At 44.4% G+C, this 23,230-nt stretch carries 22 protein-coding genes; 4 read left to right on the top strand and 18 right to left on the bottom strand.

All coding sequences use genetic code 11. The features are described from left to right. Window positions 1–3: 3 nt before the first annotated feature. From AAFN85_RS17135 to tssO (AAFN85_RS17055), 17 genes are all read right to left on the bottom strand, one after another. Complete coding sequence (locus tag AAFN85_RS17135; protein WP_347528828.1) at window positions 4–957, bottom strand: hypothetical protein; 954 nt, start codon at window positions 955–957, stop codon at window positions 4–6. A gap of 1 nt (window position 958) precedes the next feature. Beyond that, window positions 959–1,882 carry a hypothetical protein gene (locus AAFN85_RS17130; protein ID WP_347528827.1) on the bottom strand — a complete coding sequence of 308 codons (924 nt, stop codon included), beginning with the start codon at window positions 1,880–1,882 and terminating at the stop codon, window positions 959–961. Between the two features lie 24 nt (window positions 1,883–1,906). Further along, entirely contained in the window at window positions 1,907–3,016 is a 1,110-nt protein-coding gene (locus tag AAFN85_RS17125; protein WP_347528826.1) for a hypothetical protein, read from the bottom strand. A gap of 2 nt (window positions 3,017–3,018) precedes the next feature. Continuing rightward, the gene (locus AAFN85_RS17120) at window positions 3,019–3,195 is read right to left on the bottom strand and encodes a hypothetical protein (RefSeq protein WP_347528825.1); all 177 of its coding nucleotides are present in this window, start codon (window positions 3,193–3,195) and stop codon (window positions 3,019–3,021) included. A 3-nt stretch (window positions 3,196–3,198) separates the two neighbouring features. After that, window positions 3,199–5,064 carry a phage baseplate assembly protein V gene (locus AAFN85_RS17115; RefSeq protein WP_347528824.1) on the bottom strand — a complete coding sequence of 622 codons (1,866 nt, stop codon included), beginning with the start codon at window positions 5,062–5,064 and terminating at the stop codon, window positions 3,199–3,201. Between the two features lie 140 nt (window positions 5,065–5,204). Further along, window positions 5,205–5,993 (bottom strand): hypothetical protein, encoded by a 789-nt coding sequence (locus AAFN85_RS17110; RefSeq protein WP_347528823.1) that lies wholly within the window; start codon window positions 5,991–5,993, stop codon window positions 5,205–5,207. A 7-nt stretch (window positions 5,994–6,000) separates the two neighbouring features. Beyond that, window positions 6,001–6,573 (bottom strand): hypothetical protein, encoded by a 573-nt coding sequence (locus AAFN85_RS17105; protein WP_347528822.1) that lies wholly within the window; start codon window positions 6,571–6,573, stop codon window positions 6,001–6,003. A gap of 168 nt (window positions 6,574–6,741) precedes the next feature. Then, on the bottom strand, window positions 6,742–7,134 hold the full coding sequence (gene tssD, locus AAFN85_RS17100; RefSeq protein ID WP_347528821.1) for a type VI secretion system tube protein TssD: 393 nt from the start codon (window positions 7,132–7,134) through the stop codon (window positions 6,742–6,744). Window positions 7,135–7,210: 76 nt separating this feature from the next. Beyond that, the gene (gene tssD, locus AAFN85_RS17095) at window positions 7,211–7,609 is read right to left on the bottom strand and encodes a type VI secretion system tube protein TssD (protein ID WP_347528820.1); all 399 of its coding nucleotides are present in this window, start codon (window positions 7,607–7,609) and stop codon (window positions 7,211–7,213) included. A gap of 122 nt (window positions 7,610–7,731) precedes the next feature. Continuing rightward, window positions 7,732–8,301, bottom strand: coding sequence for an NAD(P)H-dependent oxidoreductase (locus AAFN85_RS17090; protein WP_347528819.1), 570 nt, complete (start codon window positions 8,299–8,301; stop codon window positions 7,732–7,734). Window positions 8,302–8,647: 346 nt separating this feature from the next. Next, the gene (locus tag AAFN85_RS17085; protein WP_347528818.1) at window positions 8,648–10,036 is read right to left on the bottom strand and encodes a DUF5458 family protein; all 1,389 of its coding nucleotides are present in this window, start codon (window positions 10,034–10,036) and stop codon (window positions 8,648–8,650) included. 45 nt (window positions 10,037–10,081) lie between these two features. Next, complete coding sequence (locus AAFN85_RS17080) at window positions 10,082–10,522, bottom strand: type VI secretion system contractile sheath small subunit (protein ID WP_347528817.1); 441 nt, start codon at window positions 10,520–10,522, stop codon at window positions 10,082–10,084. 97 nt (window positions 10,523–10,619) lie between these two features. After that, the gene (locus tag AAFN85_RS17075; RefSeq protein WP_347528816.1) at window positions 10,620–13,085 is read right to left on the bottom strand and encodes an ATP-dependent Clp protease ATP-binding subunit; all 2,466 of its coding nucleotides are present in this window, start codon (window positions 13,083–13,085) and stop codon (window positions 10,620–10,622) included. A gap of 11 nt (window positions 13,086–13,096) precedes the next feature. Further along, window positions 13,097–15,463, bottom strand: coding sequence for a type VI secretion system protein TssR domain-containing protein (tssR, locus tag AAFN85_RS17070; RefSeq protein ID WP_347528815.1), 2,367 nt, complete (start codon window positions 15,461–15,463; stop codon window positions 13,097–13,099). A gap of 17 nt (window positions 15,464–15,480) precedes the next feature. Continuing rightward, complete coding sequence (locus AAFN85_RS17065) at window positions 15,481–16,446, bottom strand: PKD domain-containing protein (RefSeq protein ID WP_347528814.1); 966 nt, start codon at window positions 16,444–16,446, stop codon at window positions 15,481–15,483. A gap of 41 nt (window positions 16,447–16,487) precedes the next feature. Next, a complete protein-coding gene (tssO, locus tag AAFN85_RS17060; RefSeq protein ID WP_347528813.1) occupies window positions 16,488–16,994 on the bottom strand; it encodes a type VI secretion system TssO in 507 nt (168 codons plus the stop codon). Window positions 16,995–16,999: 5 nt separating this feature from the next. Further along, the gene (tssO, locus tag AAFN85_RS17055; protein ID WP_347528812.1) at window positions 17,000–17,518 is read right to left on the bottom strand and encodes a type VI secretion system TssO; all 519 of its coding nucleotides are present in this window, start codon (window positions 17,516–17,518) and stop codon (window positions 17,000–17,002) included. A gap of 214 nt (window positions 17,519–17,732) precedes the next feature. On the opposite strand from tssO (AAFN85_RS17055), the gene AAFN85_RS17050 reads away from it, so the two are divergent. Together AAFN85_RS17050 and AAFN85_RS17045 are read left to right on the top strand one after the other, a co-directional pair. After that, window positions 17,733–18,167 carry a GPW/gp25 family protein gene (locus tag AAFN85_RS17050; protein ID WP_347528811.1) on the top strand — a complete coding sequence of 145 codons (435 nt, stop codon included), beginning with the start codon at window positions 17,733–17,735 and terminating at the stop codon, window positions 18,165–18,167. Window positions 18,168–18,172: 5 nt separating this feature from the next. Continuing rightward, window positions 18,173–20,026, top strand: a complete 1,854-nt coding sequence (locus AAFN85_RS17045; protein WP_347528810.1) for a hypothetical protein — start codon at window positions 18,173–18,175, stop codon at window positions 20,024–20,026. On the opposite strand, the gene AAFN85_RS17040 is transcribed toward AAFN85_RS17045, so the two are convergent. Further along, window positions 20,027–20,965 (bottom strand): type VI secretion system baseplate subunit TssG, encoded by a 939-nt coding sequence (locus tag AAFN85_RS17040; protein ID WP_347528809.1) that lies wholly within the window; start codon window positions 20,963–20,965, stop codon window positions 20,027–20,029. Window positions 20,966–21,081: 116 nt separating this feature from the next. Here AAFN85_RS17040 and AAFN85_RS17035 point away from each other — a divergent pair, with 116 nt between their 5' ends. Together AAFN85_RS17035 and AAFN85_RS17030 are read left to right on the top strand one after the other, a co-directional pair. Continuing rightward, window positions 21,082–21,975, top strand: coding sequence for a TssN family type VI secretion system protein (locus AAFN85_RS17035; protein WP_347528808.1), 894 nt, complete (start codon window positions 21,082–21,084; stop codon window positions 21,973–21,975). Between the two features lie 10 nt (window positions 21,976–21,985). Further along, entirely contained in the window at window positions 21,986–23,131 is a 1,146-nt protein-coding gene (locus AAFN85_RS17030) for a hypothetical protein (RefSeq protein ID WP_347528807.1), read from the top strand. The last annotated feature ends 99 nt before the right edge of the window (window positions 23,132–23,230 follow it).

Genomic DNA, 23,230 nt, shown 5'->3' with positions numbered 1-23,230 from the left:
TGTTCATATATTTAGTAAGCGGTACCAAAAGCTCTTCCTGGGCGCGCCGTCAATAACTACCAGGCCTTCGCCATCTGCATAAGCAGCCTCGGTTTTGTCCTGTGCAAAATCATGATCAAACGGTTGCCCGTTTTCGGGTGTCATAAATATTTTAACTTTTATATTGATGGTTGTCTGTTCACGATAAGTTAGATCAGACACTACAGAAATGATATGTTTATTTTGAGGGTGCAGTATATAAAAACCCTCATAGCTGCCAGTTGGCGCTGTTGGGTCTTCGGCACCTGGTGGTAAGTAGCCCTCATGTATTAGTTGTAAAGCGCCAAAATCATTTTCCTGCTGCTGCAGGTTTTCCCTCGTAAAATACCCGTCGCTCATCAGGCTTTTTAACACCGGGAACTTGTAGCTAATGCCACCGTTAACCAACCCGTAAGTTTTATAAATGGGCTTGAAGAGTGTTTGCAGGAACCAGTCATTTTGCAACAGCGCCATCTGTACATTTTCGCGCAGGGCAAGCTGTTTTTCCATGCGGGCCACATAATCTTCAATAACCCGGCCTTCAAAATTATCCATGATCTTGGCCTTCACTCCTTCCCAGCGTTTCAAGATCTGTTGATGATTGGCTATCCCATCAAAGCCGCCATTTTTGTCTACCGAAATAATAAGCGGATAAAACACCTTCCCGGCGGCGTGGGCCAGTTTGTCGGCTATCAGATCGGGCAGGATTTCGTTAACGAATACATCGCTGATCCTTTCTATCTGGAACAGGGCTTCACCCGTGGCAGATGGTTTAAGGCGGGTAACACGGGTTTCATATTTCACTTCGTTCTGTGTTCCCTCTTCATCAAAAACAATACGCACACCGTAATTAATGGATTTCCCTACCGGCCATTTTAAACGGAGGGTATTGCTCCCTTCCACATAAATTTTGTTGTTTACCGTTTCCATCACTTCCATTTTATTTAACCAGTGCTAAAGCCTCCGCTTGTGTCATGATCATTACTTTTAGCGATGAAATGCCGCGTTTGCTAAATGTGGTTGATATTGTTGTTTGCCTGTCCTTACCCGGTTCAAAAACTTTTTCCGCAAGCTTTACCTCGCTGGCTTTACCAGCCGGATAAGTTACCGTGCCATTCGTCACCTGTCTATCCTCAACATTGCGGTAGTATTTAATGGCTGATATTGCAGCACCAGCATAAGTCACTTTTTTTGAAAAGCGGTTTTCTTTATCGTGTGATACCTTAACTTCATCAAGCTTGCCATTGGTATAATGGTAAGCGCTATTCCACGTATCAGTAACATCAGTAGCCTGGCTGCGGGATGTTATTATGGTAGCCTTCTCAACCGATTTACCTGATGATGTTTTTGACTGATAGAATAATAACGGATCGGCATCTGATACCGGGTAATCGCCAATTTGATCTGCCAGTAAATTCAACACAGCCATTACCGAATGTTTTTCACCAACCTTCTGTTTAAAGGTTGAATAAAATTCAGGGTAAAGCGTGTAGCGATCATTTTTGATAAGCACACTATGGTCGGCATCGTTAAAGATGATTTTCAGGCTATCGCCCGGCTCCTTGCCTGCAATAACAGGTTTGGCAATAAAATAAAGCGCGTTATTAACCAAATCCACGCTGTAAACTGTAGCAGTTGAAACAGCACCCTCTTCAATATGATATACGGCTATGCTATCGCCGGTTTTATTACAGGCATAAACAAACCGACTGGTGCTGTTTTCATTGCCCCCTGTCGATTTACTGTTGCTCACCTTATTGATCACCACACCGGTATAACTCCCACTCGCCTTTGTTTGGGCAGCCGAAGGCATTTTACAGGCGGCAAACAGCAGCAATATCAATATGTTAAATAGTTTTTTCATGTATAATGTAGTAACGGCTTTTTATTATGGATGCCTTGGTGGTTGCCCCGGATTTGGCGGTTGGCCCCGCTGCTGCGGAGGCATACCAGGCCGTTGTGGTGGCTGTCCCGGTCTTTGACCTTGTGGTGGTTGTCCGGGCTGTTGCGGCGGCTGACCGGGTTGCCCAGGCTGCTGTGGCGGCTGACCAGGTTGCTGTGGCGCGGCTTGCCCCGGTTGTTGCGCTTGCGCTGTTGCCGAGGTTAAACGGGTAGGCGTAAGTTTCCAAAAAATACTTTTACCTGCCGTTATAGTAGCCGAAATACCGTTGGTGGCTTTTACACCGGTATCGTAATAAAAGCTTCCGCTTGTCCAGTATTGCTGGTCTGTGAAATCGCTCGCAGGTAAACTGTACTTTAATTTGGCTTTCTCTACGCCTTTTTTGTTTTTTACGGTGATGTGCTCATGGGTACCGTGATCATGTTTCAGATCGTGATTGCCCGAATCGCCGTAAGTGGTAGAGGTACCACCCTGCGCCGCAAGAAAATCGTCATACACATCCTTTGGGATCTCCACAAATTTATACTCATCAAATTTGTTTTGACCAAGCTTGTTGTATGGGTTCTGTTCCGAATTACCCCAAGCCAAAAAGTCGGTGCCATCCCATAGCTCGGCACCCTTGGTAAGGTCGGCTACGCCATTCAGTACATCCAGTTCTGCCTGGCGGGCCAGTTTTGATTTATCCTCGTTTTTATCGGGAAGTTCCTTTTTATCCGGCACTGATGAATAGCTCGAAGCCAGCAAAGCGCGCCATGTTTTTTTGGTATTAACCGATCGGTTATGACTTGCAAAGGCCACACAACGCAACTCCTTGATATCCGAATTGCCCGATTCCTGCTTCACTACATAAGCTATGTACCTGAAATCGGAATGGGTCATGGCCTTGCCATCGTATTTAACCAACTGGGCATCTACGTTGATATCTTCCCATTTTTTGGCCTTGGCTGCATTGTCATAAGCATCCTTAGTGGTCAGATAAATTTTGGCGCTGCCCGCTATCCCGCCCAGGTATTCGCCTTCACGTGTGTAGTACACGTATTCGGTGTTATCCTTCGGGTCTTCGGTTGGTTTATAATCTCCAAACTGTACGTTTGCCATAATTAACTTGATTTACCTCCCTGCCCTAAAACTTGTTTGTTGCTGGCCAGCGTAAGGCTTTTTTTCCTGGCCTCCACATTGATCTTATCAGCAAGCTTTTGAAAGTTTTGGCCAACCAATAACTGGTAAGTGCCACCTACCCTCACCTTCATGTTTGTGCAGTTTTTAATGATAGCCATAGCTTAAAACATTTTTGATTTTTCGGCACTGTTCACTTCAACTGTTTTACCGCTTTGCAGGGTCATGTTCTCTTTCTGACTAAACATCACTATCTCGCTGGCCAACTCATTGGATGTTTCCGATTGCCGCACAAAATCCTTCGAAACAAATTCCTTCCTGCTATCCGAATTTTCCTGGATATCGCCCGATGCGCTGAGCGAATAGTTATTACCCGCCGTGGTAGCTATATCCTTACTTACCGAGGTACTTTGGCTGTTGCCCACGCTGGTACTTTGATCTTTACCTACCTGGATATCCATATTTTCCTGAACGTTGATCTGCATGTTTTTGCAGTTCAGTGTCATGTTCTCAAGCGCGGTGATAGTGATATTGTTGGATGCCGTATCGATATGGATAATATTGGTATTACGATCTGTAATGGTGATCCCCTGCGAAGCTTCGCTATCATCAAAAGTAATGAGGTGTCCGCTACGGGTAGCTATACTTTTAAGATGATTGTTAACCTGCGTGCGGCTATCGCCGTTGGCGCTGTGGTACACGCTGCCTATTACCACTGGGCGGGCAATGTTACCTTCTTCAAAGCCAACCAGCACCTGGTCGTCAATTTCGGGGATGGCTAAAAAGCCGCGGTTGTTTTGCCCCTGATCGTCGTTACCGGCTGTTGGGGTTACAATGCGGAGCCACTCGGTAGGGTCGTTAACAGAGCATTGCCATTTAAACTGAACTTTAATGCGGCTTAAACCATCAGGATCATTATTGTCAAGTACGGTAGCAAGCTGCATATCCGCCAGCGGCTTGGTAGCCACTTTTACCGGCAAACGCTCGGTATCGGCGGCAACACCTTCAAACGAGTTGCGGTAGTGACCAACCTCATCAACCTGGTGAAAAACCGAGGTTACCAGGAACTTGCCAAAATCGTGCTGTTCAAAATCAGTTAGGCCTTTTAAGCTGGTACTTATATTTAATACGGTACCCAAAGCAACCTGCGGCTCATCGCTGCTCCCGCTGATCTGTACAAGATCAGATATAGTAGCTTTTTGCTCGTTGTTAACTATGGTATCTATCTCTTCTTTTGAGTTTACCCTTACTGCCAAAGGTTGATTATAGTTTTTACTGAAAACCTGGTTCGAGGCCTCAATAGCGTGCGAAATATCCGGCGATGAGCCAGAGGTACCTGCCGGTGCCGAAGTAAGCAGTTCATCGTGTTTGGAATTATAAGCAAACTTGGTGTATTTTAAAGGTGCAACCTGCATGGCATACTGAATAGTTTGCAGGTTACGGCCGTATATCAGAGACACCTCTTTAAGCTTATCGGGTTTACCGAAATTTAGCGTTTGCCCATCGTAAAAAAACCATTCGTGGTATTCGGCCGAGAGGCGGTTAAGGAAAGCGAAATCACTTTCTTTATATTGAATAATGTAATCGAGGGTGGCGCTGCTTACCGGTTTTATCTGCATGGTAAGATCATTAGCAGGCGCATCTGATGTGGCCTGCTGAACTATGCTTTGCAGGTTTTTGGCCAGGTATGAACCAACATCCGGCCCTCGCTCCAGCAATATACTTGGGCTATGGCCACTTACTATCAGTTCGCCGTGGTAGCCGTTGGTGTGGGCAAACTCCACACGGGTAATTTTGCCGGTAAAGATCTGTTCCTGCCCGCTAAGGTTACCAAACTCAACAGTGATGTTTTTGCCCACAAAATCTTTCGATTTATCCAGCGATAACGACCCGAAAGTTTCTACCTGGTCGTAATTAAAGCGAAGCTCAAAACTGTGGTGCTCATTAAAACGCTGCATCAGCGTAAACGCCGAATAATGCGTGATCTGGCTGCCATCAATATATATGCTGGTTATTACTTTGTTTTCCATCGGTTACGTATTTAATAATGTTGATGCCTGTAAGCGGTCATTTATCCATTAACTTTATACTATTCCTTAATATTAAGGCGGCTTTTTGCCGTTTGTTTTATCTATTATTTGTTTATCGGTTGGTTTTATAATTTACCCTATCAGGTTACTTTGTAAACAGCTATCTTAAACAAGCCTGGAAAAAAGTGTACTTCAAAACCCGGCCGGGTATAGCGGTCGGCTTTAATTGTTGGCATCATACTTTTATCCGAATAGGCGTGCACTACTATGCTTTGCCCCTTTTTGATATACCCCGATCCGATCATCACATCAACATCGGCAGGTTTTACATGTACACACCCGTGCGATTCGGCAAGGTTAACCTGGAAACGCGGCTGCGCGGCAGTTGCCCTCCTGTTGTAACTGGTTATGGCTTCATCATGCGGAGTAGTATGAATAAAATCGCCCATAAAAGTTTCGCCCCGGTTCATGATACCGTCGTGGTTCCTATCAACAAAGTATTTTACCGATACGTGGCCAAAATCGTTAAACAGCCACTTTTCGGGCAGATCGGTATCGTACAATAAAACTTCACTACCGCTGTAATGGGCAACTTTTAATTGTAACCAGGTTACTTTGATGGCATTTTTAATAGCCATTTCGGTTTTGTAATAATTGAGCCAGATGGGGCGATAGGTAGATAGCTTTTGCCAATGCCCGTTGTTGTTTACATCAACATAGGTTACGTCGCCAATAAACTTAAGTCCGGCTCCCCATGGCACACCCGACCAGTACGCGTATTTACCGTAACTGATATGTTTTTCCACTGCGCCGACTACATAACGGCCGCTGCGGGTTGGTGTCATTTCATGCCCATCCATTCCCGTTTTTTTGGTTGAGGGGCCTCCGTGGGCGTCAAATTCTTTTATTTTGATTAACAGGTTGTTCATAATAGGTTTAGCGCATCACAGTTAATTGCTCAATACTGTTACCTGCCGCATCGGGCGTTTTTTTGCTTTCGGCCGATATGGTAACCGCCGGCGTTTCTTTAAACTGAAACATAGTGCTCACGGTAGTGTCCTGCTCTGCAGCCGGGCTAACTATCCAGTTGCCATAGTTTTTTTTCAGATCGGCAAAGGTTAGCTCGCTACCAAGTGTTTGCGACAGATAAAACCTGAAGGCCAATAGTTTAGGCTTCTCGGCTTTTCCATCATCATTAACAAAAACATTCAGGTATTCGGCACTGTCTGCTTTGGCCTCTGGTTTACCGTTCAACCTTATTTTATAAATTGATGAATATTTTTGAAGCAGCGTTTTCCCGGTGACCGTGCTGTAATTTTTATCCTGTATGGTTTTGGCCAGATCTGTAACGATAAGCAGTAGCGTTCCCTTATCAACTTTGGTAAGCGTGGTTGTTTGCACGGCATCAGCCGCAGCTGGCTTTGAGGACTGGTTGCATGAAAGCATGCCCATCCCAACAGTGCAAACAAACATTAAAATACCTTGATATACAGGTGATGAGGTTTTCATTTCAGTTTATTATCAGTAAGCAGCGGCATTAACTGGTTTATATCCTGACCATCGGGGGGCTGATCAGCAATATTTCAATATCATTAAGGATTCAGGTTTCACAAAAACGGAGGAGATACTTTATCCATCTCCTCCGTATCCTGTTTATTATTTTAGTGCAGGTTATGCTTATTTAGGCCAATCGTTTTCGTGTTCGGCGTTGCCTATTTTAAGCTTGCGGGCCGATATTACAAAGCTTAGCGCCATTGGCGTGTTGCCTGTAATTGATAAGCCTTCGTTGTATTGGATAATGTAAGCTTCCTCAAAAGAAAGCTCTTTCATTTTGGCATCCTCTTCAGATTTTTTGAAGGTGATGGTACCGTTTAACGGTTTGTATTGGTTGTTCACCATCGATTCGATAACCGAAGTATCTTCGGTAGATTCAACTTCAACCTGGATAGTACCGCCGTAAACGCCTGATGACGGGCGACCTTTAGCGTCAACATCCCTGCTTAACGCGTAGCTGCACTGCAGTACGTCAAACTCCTTCGAGCCTATATTTATTCTTGCTTTAAAAGCCATTTTAGTAAAATTTTAATGTGATACAATCAGATCAGCAGGTGATTGCCCTCGGCAACATTTGCTCTCCCTGTTTTAATTAGTTACGGCCTGGCCAGTCGTTAACGTGTTCGGCATTACCAAGGCGCAGTTTGCGTGCCGAGATAGTGAACTTGTACGACATTGGGGTTTCGCCAAGAATGCTCAAACCTTCCGAAAACTTCACAATGTAGCCATCCTCAAAGGTTAGCTCTTTCATTTTCGCGTCTTCTTCTGATTTTTTTACCAGCAGGGAACCTGCTATTGGTTTGTACTGATTGTTTACCATCGCTTCAACCACAGAGGTATCTTCGGTTGATTCTACTTCGATGTCGATCGTTCCTCCATAAACTCCTGAAGACGGGCGTCCTTTTGAGTCTACATCACGGTTTAGGGCATACGAGCAATTAAGCACATCGTACTCTTTGCCCGAAAAATTTAATCTTGCTTTGAAAGCCATAACGATAAAATTTTAAGGTTAATATTAATAAATCACAAAACCGACCATCGGTTTCATGTAGTATTAACTACAAATAGATATGTTTTATTGTTTGACGAAATATAAATTAATCTATAATTATTTTATATCAGCTTGATACCGAACGAGAAAAGTTTTTTTACCCACTTTTGGGCGTAGTCATTTTCGGGAGAGTAGAAATGACCTATGGTGCTGGTATGCACCGGTTTGATATGGCATTTTTCGAGCACGGTACGCTTAATTGCCAGGTAAGTAGTACGCTGATCGGTTTGCCAGTCGGCCCAGGCGGCTTCATCGAGTATGGATACGATCCGTGCCGATTTTCCGGCAAAATCATTACTGAATTTTGGTTGGTGGATGATGAAAACCTGATCGGGCAGAAAGATGCGGTCGAAAAATCCTTTGATCTTAAAATTGATAGAGTCTTTGTAAACCGGGCAAAATACCACGATATGGCCTGCCCATTTAATTTTTTCAACAGCATCCAACAGATCAGGCTCCAATTCAACCGGGCGACCGGGAAGTTGTTTGTTGGGATTGAATTTCAAATCGGCAATGGCAATTTCCTTAATAATGGCCTGCGCTTTTACAGCGCCATCCCTGTAGGCGTCAATAAGTGCACGCGTGTTGGCACTTTTATCAATGTCTGCATTTATTAGGAGTACCTGCTTCATTTACCAACGTAAAAGTAAGCAGATATTTATAAAAATGCCCGATTGTGTTAAACTTAAGCTAACATTAAATTAAAAAGATAAGCTAATTACAGCCTCGTAAACGCATTCCAGGTTCAGAAACCATCGGATAAACAATGTCATTAAGTTAAGAAATTTACCTGACTGCACCAGAGGTGCAAAAGCTTTGTAGAAATAAAAATATTGAACCTTTGGTGTGCCAGAGGTACACAACGCCGATGTTCCGTACCTCTGGCACGGCCAATCAGATTGATTTTCTTTCTACAAAGCTGTTCCCCCTCTGGGGGATGGATTTCCTTAACTTAATAACATGCAGTGAATAACTAAACTATTGCTGCTTATATTCCGTATTCCATGTAGCGCTTTCATCATCACCTTTGTGGCCATCAAGTTTCACAACAAAGCTTTTAGCCGGAAAATATGGGGTAATGTGAATATCCAAGTGGATGCGGTCCTTCTGTACCTCGTCGCGCTCAAAACGGATGATCTTGAATCGTTCTATCAAACGCTCGGGCCCTTGTATGCTGTCCAGAAACTTCACTATCTGCGAGCGCAGATCCTGCTCTGTTTTGGAGTTCCAGTTTTCAAAGGCGCGGCGGTTCAAAAAGTCGAACAGTACTTTGGTAATGTAATCGAATACACGCACAACCGAGTAGGTTTGCAACCCGATATTGTCGCCATTAAACAATGTTTTGGCCGAAAATGCCATTACCTTGCCATACTCGTTTACCATTGGCACCAGGCCTATGCGTTCCAGGTGCGAGATCTCGCTTTTTTTCAGGTCGAAGCGTACACCGTCAACCTCGTTTACAGCGCCGTGTTTTTTACCGGCCGTAACCTGCGACATCAGCGTGTAATACATTTTACCTGCCAATGCTGCCGAGCCGGGTACGAAAAGATCATCCTCTTCACCAACTTCGGCAACTTTACCGCGTCCTACCATCCAGTTACAAGTCATGATGGTGTTTGATTTAAATGCTTCGCCGCCGGTTAAATTAGCTGAGGTAAACAAGTCAACCACGTCATCAGGCTGATCAAGATCGGCGAAATCGGTAACCAGCATTACCTTGTTTTCAAACGCCAGTTTCGACCATTTTTCAACCACCTTGTTTGAACCAAGATATCCCGGAACTACCAGTATAGAGTAGTTTTGGCGAAGATCCAGGCGGTCATAATTTTGTTTCAGCTCATTGCTCACGTAGTCTATAAAGCGCGGGTTATCCAGCTCTTTTAACTGATCCAGACCTGCATTCATGATCACCACGTTTTTTACTTTATCTGTTTCGGTGTTTTTATAAAACAGGTTAAGTGAGCGGTAAGCCTGCTCCAACTCGCGGGTACTTTCCAATACGGTGTGAATATTGTTGTTCAGGCTTTCTTCGGCCTGTTGCAGTTGTTCGGTGCTTTTATCAACCATATCCCCTACCGATGCACCTTTTTCCAGAGCGGCTATCCACAGGTTAAGCTTTTGCTTTAACTCATCGCGTTCAAGCTTTTTCTCATCATCGGTTAAAAATATCTGTTTACGGGCTTTACGTTCGGGGTTAAGGTTTTGTAAACCATCTATAGTAGTTTCCAACAGATCGAACCCGCCAACGCGCGATAGCTTATCGAGGCTTTGGTTTAGGGTCAGATCAGGTTCGGCAGTTCTTTCGGCAGGTTTAAAACCGGCAGCCAATTCGGTTTCTTGCAGCGCTTGCTCATTTGGTGTTGCCATATCGCTTTAAAAATTAACTGATTAAGGTTAGTATCTTATTAAAAATTATTGTTCAAGTTCTTTAACAAAGTTTTTAAGCGCGTTAATGAAAGCGCCGCGGGTTTCTTCGTTGTCGAGAGTGGTTTTAAGCGTTTTGTTAGTTTTAAGCTGCTTAATGATATTCATATACATTTCGCGCTCAATATTCAGCTTGCGCAGATAATCGCTTTGCTGTACCAGTTTTTTAACGCTGAAATCAGAAAGGTTTTGAAACTTCAGGTTTTCGTTCACTACAGAACCATCCTGCCTGTCGAGAGATACGTTTACGTTTGGTTTGTAATGCTCAAATACATCCTCAACAGTTTTCAGCCCTTCAACCTTTTCCGGACGTAACGGCTCATGATCTGTAAGTTTCTGAATAAACAAGGTTTTATTTGGCGAGATCTCACCAAAAGCTTCTGAGGCGTCGACTTTGCGCTCGTTTCCTCCTATTTCGTAATTAAACATAAGTGTATAGGATAAGTGTAGTTGCTTAAGTATTTAGTTTATAACTCATTTGTATTAATATTGTTTTATAAAACAATATTTGTTAACCATTTGGCAATTAATTAATCGTCCATGAAAGTTCATTAACTCCATCTGCTTTCGAGATGCTAACGGTTTGTCCCTTCTTCAATTCGCCCGAAATGATGTAGCGCGATATCGGTCGCCTTAACTGGTTACGGATAACACCCGATAGCTGCCTTGCACCGTATTTAGGTGTAAAGCCGCCCAATGCCAGCATGCTCCTCGCCTCGTCAGTAATATCGAAACCGATCCCCATTTTATCCAGCTGACCGGTAAGTCCTTTTAACTGGATGTTGAATATGTTTACCACACTTTCTTCGGAGATCGGTTTAAATGGTACTATCTCTGAGAGCCTCGCCAAAAACTCGGGCCTGAAATGCCTGGCCATTACCTCCATTAATTGGTTGGAGGTTGGCAGGTTGCCTTGTGCCAGCTGATCGGCAAGCCATTCGCTGCCTATGTTTGAGGTGAATAGCACCAGCGAGTTGGAGAAATCGCCCTCTTTGCCCAACCTATCATGCAGGTGGCCTTCGTCCATGATCTGCAGGAAAATATCAAATACCGATGGGTGCGCCTTCTCGATCTCATCAAACAGCAAAACCGAATAGGGCTGCTGCCTGATCTTATTGACCAGCAAACCACCTTCCTCATAACCCACATATCCCGGAGGTGCACCATACAGCAAGGCCGCTGAATGTTCCTCTTTAAACTCCGACATATCAAAGCGGATCATGGCTTTTTCATCGTTAAATAAAAAATCGGCAATGGATTTGGCCAGCTCCGTTTTTCCGGTACCGGTTGGCCCCAATAAAAAGAACGAACCTATTGGCTGCCCTTTTTTATTCAACCCGCTCCGTGATTCGAGTATAGCATCGGCAACGGCTTTCAGTGCCTGATCCTGCCCTACTACCCGCTTTTTCAAAAAGCTTTCCATGTTTAACAGGCGTTCTTTTTCCTGCGCCTGGATCTTTCCTAATGGGATACCGGTTTTGTAAGAGATAATGGCGGCGATGTCCTGCTTATCAACTTCGCTGGTTTTATCTTCGGCCAGTATTTCCAGTTGTTTTAAAGTGCGGTTTAAGTATTCTATGTACTCATCGGCGGTTTCAAAAGTACTTACCTGCGTTTCATCTTCCAGTTTACCTAATAATACTGGGCTGGTTTTATTTTGCATCAGGTTGTACAACCATTTATAATCGGCTACATCAACTTCATCAGCATCTTTCAATTCTGTAAACTTTTCCTGCAATTCGGCCAGCGTCATATCGGTGGTATCATTCATGAGCCGGATGGCGGCCATGGTGCGATCCATCAAATCGAAAGCGGAATCGGGCAGGCGGCGGTCTTTCAGGTAACGTTTGGCTAAACGTACACAATCCTGCACCGCGTCATTGCTTATTTTTAGGCCATGGTGCTCCTCATAATAAGGCACCAGTTTTTCGAGCATTTTGATGGCCGTATCAATATCAGGCTCATTTACCTGCAATACTTCAAACCTGCGGCTAAATGCCTGTTCGGGCTCAATCACCTTGCGGTATTCATCAATAGTGGTAGCGCCTATTACCGTTATCTCGCCGCGGGCCAGCTCGGGTTTTAGCAGGTTGCCAACACCGCCTCCGATAGGCCCTTTGCTATCCAACAAAGTGTGGATCTCATCAATAAACAGAATGGCTTTATCGTACTGTTTAATTTCGCGAAGGATATTTTTGAGCCTGTCTTCGATCTCGCCTTTGTATGATGCACCGGCTATCAACGAACCTAAATCCAACTCAAACAAACTCACATTTTGTAAGGATTGGGGTACGCGGTTATCTACAATATCCAAAGCAAAGCCATCAACCAATGCAGTTTTACCCACACCCGCATCGCCGGTAATGATTACGTTGGGCTTGGTACGGCGGCTCAATATCTCCATGATCATCCGTGTTTCCTTATCACGCCCGATGATCGGATCTATCTTACCTTGCCGGGCCAGATCGGTACGGTCAACACAATATTTAAACAGCGCGCCATTATTGGTACCGCCATCCGGTTGGCCCGAAGCTGCCGGGGCTATGGCATGCTGCACACCTTCATCTTTCAGGTAAACATCCAGCAATTCTTTTTCCTTTATCGGGAATGATTTGAGCTGCCCTGCATCAAAACCAACATTAGGCTTTGTTAAAGCCACCAGTATACAAACCGGGTTAATTACATCCAAACCCAATTTTACACGGATAGTATCGGCCTCGTCAAAAACCACCTTTATAGCATCGTTGCCCAACATTTCATCAGGGATATTGATGGATTGAGGGTATTCTTCCATGCGTACCTCGGCCCAGTCAGCAATGTAAGCGGCATCTTTGCCAATGGCGGTTAAAAAGCCGCGTAAACCTACCTCCTGGTGCATCAAACCTTTAAGTAAATGCGCCGGGCCAAACTCTTTATGATGGTACTCTTTAGCTAAAGACTGGGCAACCCTTACTGCCGTTTTTACTGCCTCGCTTAAATTAATTACACTCATATATTGATGTGTTAGTTGTTCCAGTTTGCCTGGGTTACATAATAATATACTTTACCGTTTGATGTAAAATGCTGCTGCACCATTGCGCGTTGCTTAATGGTATTGCGGCATTTAATGAGGTAGTTGATATAAGCCTCAAACTGCGCCTGCGGCATGTTGCCCGAATCATCCAGATCGCTCACCCTATACTTTCCAAGCGGTTTGGCAGGCGGTACAATAAGTCCGGTAGCTTTACGGATGTAATCGCTAAGCGACATATCCTTTATGGTTGACGAGGAGATATCGTCATCGCCAAGATATTTACGTACAATATTCACGTAGTTTTTAACCAGCTTGCCGCGGTAGCTGCCATTATCCTGTTGCAGGTTTTCGCCTATCATCAGCGATAATATATCTGATAATTGCTTGTACTCGGCCTGGCTAAGAATGATGAAATATTGAAGTTGGGTTGGGTGCTCTGATACCAGCGTTGTAGGAACATCCGCAGTTAAATAATATTTGAATGCATTATGCGGCAGATCATTGCCCAAAGTTTCGGGCACAGGTGCTTCAAACTGCGACATCACCACCGGGGTAACATAACGGTGCTCGCGGCCGGTAAGGCGGAACACGCTATCTAATGATCGAACCTGCGTTTTAATGTCAGTCTGGGTTTCAAACATCAGGCGTTTCAAGCCTATCTCCATCGCTTTGTTTGATTTTACAATACCTTTTGGCGGGAAGATCACCGCGCCCTGGATCAAACTGTTTTTAGGGTAATCGAGGTAAAAAGAAACAGAATCGGAAAGGGAAATATTGAACTGCTGGGTGTTAGCCAGGCCCTCGCCCACTACCAGGCGTTTCTTTTTATTTTCGGCCAGCAAGGCGGCAGATTCTGAAACCAGCTTGCGCGACTGGATCACGAAATCGTTATAAATGGAATTATAATCGCTGAAAACCTGGATGGCCAGAACGCGTGCGTCGGCAGCGGCAATTTGTTGCGATAGTTCCGGAACTTCGCCAGAGGTTGGGTTACCGGTGCTGCCTATCAATACAACCAAATTGGTTTCGTTGCGGTGATTTTTAAACATGCCGAGGGCCGAGCGGATCCCTTCAAATACAGGCTGGCTCGCGGCAGCACGGCTACAATCATTAGTAATTGAGGCCTGTTGATTAAAAAAGCCTATCATCCTGCGGTAATCGGCATCGAAAGGTTGTTGTGCAACTCCCCCCGCGTTACAGTTACTTCTGCTGCGATATACCACCGCTCCGTAGTTTAAGCGGTTGCCATTATCATACAGGTTAAACACGTTTTCGAACGATTGGATGGTATTGATCAGGCCCGAAAAATAGCTGCGCATCGAACTTCCTCCGTCAACTACAAATACAACGTTGATCTTGTGGATGTTTTTACGGATGGCCAGGTAATCAGTATAACTTAACTGTCCGCCTTTTATATTGAGGATGCTGTTTTGCGTTCTGTCGTAAACATCGGTAGCTACGCCCACCTGCATAATATTGCTGGTAGCGCGGGAAACGGTAACCGGCATGCTGCGTAATAAAGGCTGGTCATAATCAGAAAAAGGATCGAGCGCGAAACGTAAAGTTCCGGTACCGTTGTAGTGCAGCGATTGGTTAATTACCGCGGCTACAGAATCATCGGCATCATAATTTTTATTGTTCACGGTGCCTATATACAGGCGATCGCCCCAACTGTGTACGGCTTCGGCAGGTACCCAACCGTACACGCTTCTTGCCGCGCTATCGGTCACCAGTTGCCCATCCGAACCAACCAAAACGGTTTTACCATCGGGCGATTTTTTATACACGTACAGCAATTGGTGCAAAGCCAGCTTGCCTTTTTTGTGTTCCATCTCGGGCGATGTATAGATATATAGCGAGTCCGTTTTATCAAAGTAAGCATCCGGTGTAACCAGCGGACCTTTGCCCGATACTATGGTAAGGGCTTTTTCAGGATAGCCACTTTGCGGGTTTACATAGGCCGATTGCCAAAGCAGCACTTTATCGCGGCTGATCCAGCCGTAGCTTTGCGCGGCTCTTTTGTTGGTAAGTTTGCGGCCTTGTACGCTGCCCGGTTCATATTTAATGAGTTTGATAAAGCCGTTACGTGTTTCGCTTACATAAAAAGGCTCCATAAATTTGAGCTTTTTCATCACCAGCGAACCGCCGGGGGCTGTGTAGGTATAGTTTTCGTCGCGATCGGAAAAAACTATCCAGGGTATTGATGTCGATTTACTATCGTCATATACATTAGTTTGGGCGGTAGGTTTTTGGAACGCTGCCGGCATGGTAGATACTTTTTTACCTAATGATACCGGCGATTGAGCATTGGCTCCCAATGCTATCAACAAGGCTAAAACGGTTATTATATTTTTCATGGTGTAGTGTAGGCTAATTATCTTCTTGAATGTTTTTTTGCGCCTGATGATGTTGAGGCGTGTTGCTTAACGGTAAGCAGGCTTGAGCAGGTTGATTTGGGTTTCAGTGTAACCTGGGCTTCATCAATACTTACTCCGCCGCCAAAAGTGAGGCGCATGCAGTAGGAGTAAAAATCAGTTTGCTTGTTATCCCCCGCGGATTCGATGTTAACTGTAACCTTTTCATCTCCGCAGAAATACCTTCTTACCAAATAATAGTAATGGCGGTTAAAATCGCCGCCGTTGGCAATGGCCTGCAGGTGCGCGCGGATATCATCAATGGCTTTTTGTTCACCTTCGCCGGGCGCTACTATAGCATCTATGGATGAATCTGGATTGGTAATGCGTATTTTATGATATACCGGGCGGCTGTTATTATTGGCATGCAATTTTACCAGGTAAGTGCCGGGATTATGGTAGGTGTATAAAGCTGTAGGCCCTTTAACATCTACACGGCCGGTTTCACCGAAAGACCATTCGTAAATGCGGGCATTGCCCTGTGCTTCCAGCCTCACCTCTTCGTTAACAATACCCTGGGTTGGGCCGTTAATGGTAAGCAAAGTATCCTGAAATACCTGGGCTACGTTTTCCTTTACATCAACCGGAAATTGCTGTTGCAGCTTGCCATCTACCGTGAGCCGAACTATGTAAGCGCCGGATTTTTTAAAATGATAGCTGCCGTTTTGATGCGTTGAGGTATCACCGTTGCCAAACTCCCAGAGCCATTTTTCAGCGCCGGATGTATTGTCGGAATAAACAAGGGCATCATTTAAAAAGATCTCGTCTTTTAATATGCGGGCATTAACAGTGCGCTTATCAAACAACGAGCTTTTGAATAAAAAAATAAGGCCAGCCAAAAGCAGAATGGTTACTATAATGTACAAAAAGATGTAGTTCTGCCGGTTGGTACTTACTGGTCGGCCACTATTAAAATCGTCTTGCATTGGTTTTAGGTTTATTTTATGTATTAGTTATTGTTTTATTATTAATGGCGTTGCTGTGCAGCTGCCGCCGCGCCTATGCTTTGCTGCAATTGCCTGGTTGATAGTCTGCAATCATCCAGCAGTTTGTTAAGGCGGCTCATATCGTTATAGTTGCCCCGCAGTTCGTGCTTATCGTAAAAAAGGTTTTCGTGTATTTTTGAGGCGTACACAAAACATTTATAACGGCTATCGTAAGGGCGACTATTGTAATAGGCCCGCACGGCGGTAATGGCGTTTTTGATATCGTTTTCTAAAAACAACGCCTGCACGTTGGGATTAAATTTTACAATGCGGGCGTAGGTGGTATCAATGGTGGGCGTAGCTTCCTCAACAGTAGCTTCAAAGCGTTCTTCCTCGTTCAGGCGTTTTGAGAAATCACCTTTCGAGATCTGCATATTGTCGCTATAGTTGTAAAACATAGCTGTACACAACACACCGGCAGCAAAAACAAACAAGGCTAAGAAAAACAGAAACTTTTCCCGTTTCTCTTTCAGGCTAAACTTCATCATAATTTTTATCGCGGAAAGCGACCGTTAATTTTACTTACAGCGGTTGAATTGGTTTTATTACATGATTCCAGCTGCGAACGGAGGCTTTCGATCTGGAAGCGGGTGGTAAACAATGAATCTTTTATAGTAGCAGCGGTTGATATATTATCACTCAGCTTTTTATACAGTTCAAAGCTTTTTAAGTGTATTGGGTTTTGTTGCAGTTCGGCCTGTATTTTTTGGTTGCTTTCCTGGATATCATTTAACAGGATACTTTGATTATTCAACTCTTCGGGGTTCATTTTGGTGTATTGCGATAGCTGCTGCATGCGCTGCAAAATGATATCGAAATTGTTGTTGATATCGGTACGGAGTGTGATCAATTTATCCGACTCTTTTACTTTTTGGTTAAGGATGGCTACCTCCTGGTTTGAGGTAACAAAAAATAAAAAAACAACTATTACACTGAAGGCTAAAAGTGTGATAAAGTATAAAATAAAGGTTACATAAGCTCTCCGTAGATCGCTGGTATTAACGGGTTTCATTGATTTGTATCTATCATTAATGGTTTAAGTATCTGCTTTTAAAAACCCTCCGCACATCCTGCCTAAAACCCCTGAATATCAGGCACGGAACAATTCCCAATCAGCCGCAGGAATAAATATTTTCAACCTGCACGACGGGAATACAACTATTTAAGAAAAGATTTGTTTACAAGTAGTGAAAATTTAAACTGATAGTTACATAATCTGAATAAACATGCCTATCCCTCTTTACAAAAAGCCGTTCCGTTTAAGTAACGTTTTTCAGGGGCACGACCTTGAAAAACAAGATATTGGTGCTTCTATATCGCAATACCTCGAGCTGATAATTTTTACCCGCTACGGCGAGCACCGCTTTATGCCTGATTTTGGCTGCGAGATCTGGGATCTGGATTTTGAACTCATTATTAGTGAGAGCACCTGGGAAGAAAAGCTGCGCCAATCATTACTCCGGTCTATTACTCGGTACGAGCAGCGCATTTACAATGTGCAGGTTGAAGTGCACATTAAAGAGGTGAACAAATTTTATCCTTTACGTAACGTTAGCGAGATAAAAAAGAAAGTAGAGATCATAGTTAAAGGAAAAATGCAGCAAACCGGCGAAAACTATTCGTTTAACATATCGTTATTCCTCAGTCCATTATCTGCCTAAGCTAAATGAGTACCATTTTTTTTAATACCAAAGAAGAGATCCGCACCCGCATGCTGCGCAATGCTACCGATTACTGGGGCACTGCCAACATCAATGATATCGACCCGATGGTGAAGCTTTTGATAGAAGCTTTAAGCACCGAGTTGTTCAATGTATCGAACGATGTAAAAAACCTGGAGAACAGGATCCTGAGTAAGATCTCGCGCATCCTGGCGTCCGATTACTTAACCTCGGCCCTACCCGCGCATGCCGTTTTAAAAGCCCAACCCATTGAAGCCCGCGAAAGGCTCAATACCGACGCCCACTTTTTTCACCGCCGGGCATCGGTTAAGGAAGCCAGCAAGGCCAACAAGGATGATCAGCTTGATGTATTTTTTTCGCCCATTGGAGAGGTTGATCTTTTTAACGCCACTATCCGTTATTCGGCCAACGGCAGGCACCTGTACGCTTACGACGAAAACCAACATAAGCATACCGTAATAACCGCGCCATCCGATATCAATACCGACAGCAACGCCTTATGGCTGGGGATTGAATGCGCGCCTAATTTGCAGAACCTTCAAAACCTGTCGCTATTTTTTGAGTGGCCCGATTACTCTGCTAACGATGAGTTTTATAAGCTGCTCTCGGTAGTTAAATGTTACTTGAACGATACCGAACTGGAACTGCAACCGGGCATTGTTTACGCCGAAGACCTTAACGCCACCAATCGCCCCGTTTTTTACGAGCAGAATGTAATTAACCTCATTACCCGCGATATCAAGGATTATTATAACAACCGTTTTATATCCCTTATCGATAACACCCTCAGCAATATCGGCGATCAAAAACAGAACTTTCCACCAGCTTTTGCCGATGTATTCAATCCTGCCGAGTTGAACAAGCTAAAATCATGTATATGGATCAAAATCACTTTTCCGGCTGCCATATCGCCCAATATTATTGATGAATTGCAGGTATCGGTTAACTGTTTTCCGGTACTTAACCGCCGCCGACATGATCAAAAATACCGCCTGCGCGAGGTGAATAACATCATCCCTATTAAACCGGCCAGCAATGATCATTTTTTATCGGTTAAGGAGTTGTATGACGATAAAAATGTGCACTACAGCGAGATCCCCTATACACAGGCCAACCAAAGTTATGAGGGCAGCTACTCCATCCGCAACGGCGGTGCCGAGCGGTTTGATTCGCGTAACGCGCAACAATTGATAGAGTATTTGTTTGAGTTGCTGCGCGATGAGAAAGCCGCCTTTGCCAGCTACGGCAGCGATTTTTTAAACGGGATATTAAAAACATTAGAGCAAAACCTGGCCCTCATCGAAAAAAAATCGCGCCATGCCGAAGATGGTCACGAGATGTTCAACTACCTGATAGTAAAGCCCGGCAACAAAGCCAATATGCTATACCTGCAATACTGGACAACCCTTGCCGATGGTGCAAACCACATCAGGCGCGGCACCAAACTACAACAGTTTGAAATGATGAAACTAAAGGCCGATAGCATCCGCCTCATGACGGGTACCGTTGGCGGCAGAGATAGCCTCGGCGCTACTGAGCGTGTGCAGGCTTACAAATACGGCCTTACCACTAAAGACAGGATTGTCACCCATGCCGATCTGGTTAGTTTTTGCTACTACGAGCTGGGCAATAAAATTACCGATGTAAAAATTGATAAAGGCATCATGGTATCGCCCAACCCCAAAGAAGGTTTTAAAAAGACAATAGACATCTACCTAAAACCCGATGAAAACCTCAGGCTTTCCGCAGTAGAATGGGAAACGCTGCTTACCCTGCTGCAATCAAAACTGGTAAGCCGGAGCGTGATCAACTCCAATTACAGGTTGTTTATTCGTTAGTTAGTTGCCCAGGTAAGTTGTGAAACCCAGGCAGGCATTTTCCTGGCCTGGGCCAAGTACCATTTTCTGAAAATCGGGCTGTACTACAAATTTGGTATTGGTTGATGTTTGCAGGGGGATAAAGTATGATAGTATTACCTCCATAGCCTGCGCCGAGCGGGTGCCGGGTAAAAATTCCAGCATTTCGGCAGCGCTTAGGGGGCCTATGGTAATCACCAGTTCTTCCTCCATTTCATCAACTGTTCCGGCAATAAAATTTACGCCTAATTGGCAACCACCCAGGCGGCTTTCAAACTGCTTTGATGCCGCGGCCATTTCTTTATTAATGTTTAGCTGGTAATTAAGGCCGATATCCGTGTTGAACATAATACTCAGCACATTGCTGATAAAGGGCAGATTATTGCGCTGTTCATGTATCACCGGCAAAACATACATCAGTATCACCATTTGCGGGTTGGTGAAACATTTAAACTCCTCCCATTCCTTTAAAAAAATATTTACCAGGTCGTCGTATTCACTTTTTTTATCAAGGCGGCTTTCATAAAGTTCAACAAGGGTACGGATGTGGTAAAGCTCGGCCTCAAAAGGGGCGAAAAAAGCACGGGCCTGTTTTTCCTCATCGCGGCGCATGGCGATGTCTTTGATCATATCCTCCTCGGTAAGCATAATGCTCGAGGCGGGCGGCTGATGGAACAGGCCTTCGGGTAGCATATCATACAAACCCTCGCGGTTAATGCTGATGGCCAGCATCTCGCGGTTACGGTACATCGACTGGTAGGTACTTATATCGGCTATCTCCTTAGCATAGGCGCGTTGCTGCGGACCGGCAGGTAAAATGATCACCCTATCGGCAGGGGTATCTCCCTGTTCAATAATTTCGGCGGCAAGGGTTACGGCTTTAAAATCAGTATCTATCCGGTTAGTTTTTGTAACGGTCATTTTATGCTTTTTGTGTACTTCGTTAAAACAATAACGCAAATTTTCGGTAATTGATTAAACAAAGTTCAGATTTAATTATTGCGAACTTTTTTTGCTTTACAGACCTACAACTTATTATGGACGTTAAATCCTTTTTTATCCGTTATTTGCTGTTCCCCATCATTTTTGTGGCCGCTACAGCGGTTATGAGTATCATCAACAAAAAGAACCAGGTACTAAACAACAAAAAGCTCATTGTTATCATTTTGCTAACCGGCATTGTATTGGGCATACCGGGCTTGCTGGGCTTTTTAGATCTGCAATTTATGCCCTGGGGCTACATTATCTGCCAAATCTATTATGTAAGCGCAGGGATCCTGTTTGTATGGCTGGCAGGCAGGCATTACGAAACCGAACTGCTTGGAAAAAAGATCTTCTTTTTTATCTGCTGCCTCATATCATGCTTGTTGGGGATCTTTTTATTTAAGCTTGGGTTCGATTGGCTTAACAATCTTAAATACGGCATCTGGGCATCAACCTCGGTGCTGGTATTTTTACTGCCTCTGATTTTCTGGTGGACGTATATCGCCTTCCTGAGTATCCCGTTAGAGATTTACAAGGTTTGGCAATATCCTGTTTACCCGGCCGATATTAGCATGGAGCACCTTGATTTTAACCGCCTGCTGGTACTTGAGGTAAACCTGTATAAAAACACCGATGATGTTGAACCTTTAAAGGTAAAGGCGAAAGCGCCCCGCAACATGAACTTTGGGCTGTGGTTTCAGAAATTTATTGATGATTATAACCTCAAATTCCCCGATTCGCCTATCGAATACCTGCAGGATGGTGGCGGCAGTTACCGTTGGATCTTTTACATGAAGCCCTCTTTTTTTAAACGACGCAATTTTATCGATCCGGAGCTGGATATCGAACAAAACCATATTACCGAAACCTATACCATTTTTGCCAAACGCGTATCGGAAGTTGTGAACGCTCCTGAACGTACCGGCGATGATGCTGTTTACCTATAAATTATAACCTATGTTTTTGCCAATAAAACACCGCTCGGTTAACTGGGTTGACGGGATGAAGATCTCGAGTGACCACTTTGTAAAAACCGACAATTTTGTACACGACCTGGTGAGGGACAGCAATTCCATCACCCTAAATAATAACAATTTTGGCTTGCTGCCGCCGTTTAATGGGGAAAGTACATCGCTCGAGATCCAGATCACCGAGCGGGCATCTAACCATGTGCAGGTTAAAATAAAACAATGCAACGCCATTACCGCCGAAGGTTATCGCATTAACCTATCTACAGGCAATATGGGCGAAGAGCTTGTTTTCAACCATTATTTTAGCCAGGAACAACTAAGCGACGCGGTTGAAAATTACTACATTATCCTCACCGTTAACCCGCACGAACGTGTGGCTACAGGCAAACCGGACGCCGAGGAAACACCTCTTAGATACCCCGAGGTTGACAGCCAGTACAGCATAGCGGTATTGCCCGCCAGCCAGATCAGTTTCCGTAATAACCATTACCTGGAAATTGGCAAGCTAACCCGAAGCGCATCGGGCATGCAGCTGCAAGGCGATTACATTCCGCCTTGCACAGCCATTTTGAGTCACCGTGATTTGATCAGGTATTACGAAGCCTTCAGTAATATGCTGAACGAGTTTCAGCTTTTGTCATTTCGCATTATTGATAAGATCACCTCAAAAGATACCATATCGCCGATAGGCCGCAATGTTAAAATGCTTTGCGATAAAATGCTGGATTATATTGCCCGCATTTACTTTTCGTACCGCAATATCGCTTTCCAACAATCGCCGCTGGTGCTGGTGGGCTACTTTTCTGAAATGGCGCATATATTTTTCAGTTCGATAAAAAGCATTGCCGGTGCAGAGCGTGAAGAACTGCTTAAATATTTTTACGAATGGAAGGATGTTACCCCCGGCAACTTTGAAGAGCTGTTGGCCCGGCTGATAGAAGTGGTGTACAATCATCATGACATCCGCTCATCTATGCAGGTGGTTGATGAGTTTCTACGTGTGATCATCGCCCTGTGGAACAAGCTTAGCACCCTTGAATACGTTGGCCAGCGCAAGGAAAATATTGTGGTTGCCGAACAGCAGATTGTACAAGCCGTGCAAGCCAAACGTACATGGACGTTGTTAGATTAATGAAGCGGCCCCCGGTATTTAAACCTTGAACAATAAGATTTTCTTAATCAGATAATAGAATCGTTGACAGTGTGAGCTTCTGATTTATATAACAATCTC

It is taken from the genome of Mucilaginibacter sp. CAU 1740 (genome assembly GCF_039839285.1).
Taxonomy (GTDB): Bacteria; Bacteroidota; Bacteroidia; order Sphingobacteriales; family Sphingobacteriaceae; genus Mucilaginibacter.
This window is presented reverse-complemented; position numbering and strand designations above follow the sequence as displayed.

Coding starts and splice junctions, on each gene's coding strand:
- AAFN85_RS17135 (WP_347528828.1), bottom strand. CDS start 957: ATGGAAGTGATGGAAACGGTAAACAACAAAATTTATGTGGAAGGGAGC.
- AAFN85_RS17130 (WP_347528827.1), bottom strand. CDS start 1,882: ATGAAAAAACTATTTAACATATTGATATTGCTGCTGTTTGCCGCCTGT.
- AAFN85_RS17125 (WP_347528826.1), bottom strand. CDS start 3,016: ATGGCAAACGTACAGTTTGGAGATTATAAACCAACCGAAGACCCGAAG.
- AAFN85_RS17120 (WP_347528825.1), bottom strand. CDS start 3,195: ATGGCTATCATTAAAAACTGCACAAACATGAAGGTGAGGGTAGGTGGC.
- AAFN85_RS17115 (WP_347528824.1), bottom strand. CDS start 5,064: ATGGAAAACAAAGTAATAACCAGCATATATATTGATGGCAGCCAGATC.
- AAFN85_RS17110 (WP_347528823.1), bottom strand. CDS start 5,993: ATGAACAACCTGTTAATCAAAATAAAAGAATTTGACGCCCACGGAGGC.
- AAFN85_RS17105 (WP_347528822.1), bottom strand. CDS start 6,573: ATGAAAACCTCATCACCTGTATATCAAGGTATTTTAATGTTTGTTTGC.
- tssD (WP_347528821.1), bottom strand. CDS start 7,134: ATGGCTTTTAAAGCAAGAATAAATATAGGCTCGAAGGAGTTTGACGTA.
- tssD (WP_347528820.1), bottom strand. CDS start 7,609: ATGGCTTTCAAAGCAAGATTAAATTTTTCGGGCAAAGAGTACGATGTG.
- AAFN85_RS17090 (WP_347528819.1), bottom strand. CDS start 8,301: ATGAAGCAGGTACTCCTAATAAATGCAGACATTGATAAAAGTGCCAAC.
- AAFN85_RS17085 (WP_347528818.1), bottom strand. CDS start 10,036: ATGGCAACACCAAATGAGCAAGCGCTGCAAGAAACCGAATTGGCTGCC.
- AAFN85_RS17080 (WP_347528817.1), bottom strand. CDS start 10,522: ATGTTTAATTACGAAATAGGAGGAAACGAGCGCAAAGTCGACGCCTCA.
- AAFN85_RS17075 (WP_347528816.1), bottom strand. CDS start 13,085: ATGAGTGTAATTAATTTAAGCGAGGCAGTAAAAACGGCAGTAAGGGTT.
- tssR (WP_347528815.1), bottom strand. CDS start 15,463: ATGAAAAATATAATAACCGTTTTAGCCTTGTTGATAGCATTGGGAGCC.
- AAFN85_RS17065 (WP_347528814.1), bottom strand. CDS start 16,446: ATGCAAGACGATTTTAATAGTGGCCGACCAGTAAGTACCAACCGGCAG.
- tssO (WP_347528813.1), bottom strand. CDS start 16,994: ATGATGAAGTTTAGCCTGAAAGAGAAACGGGAAAAGTTTCTGTTTTTC.
- tssO (WP_347528812.1), bottom strand. CDS start 17,518: ATGAAACCCGTTAATACCAGCGATCTACGGAGAGCTTATGTAACCTTT.
- AAFN85_RS17050 (WP_347528811.1), top strand. CDS start 17,733: ATGCCTATCCCTCTTTACAAAAAGCCGTTCCGTTTAAGTAACGTTTTT.
- AAFN85_RS17045 (WP_347528810.1), top strand. CDS start 18,173: ATGAGTACCATTTTTTTTAATACCAAAGAAGAGATCCGCACCCGCATG.
- AAFN85_RS17040 (WP_347528809.1), bottom strand. CDS start 20,965: ATGACCGTTACAAAAACTAACCGGATAGATACTGATTTTAAAGCCGTA.
- AAFN85_RS17035 (WP_347528808.1), top strand. CDS start 21,082: ATGGACGTTAAATCCTTTTTTATCCGTTATTTGCTGTTCCCCATCATT.
- AAFN85_RS17030 (WP_347528807.1), top strand. CDS start 21,986: ATGTTTTTGCCAATAAAACACCGCTCGGTTAACTGGGTTGACGGGATG.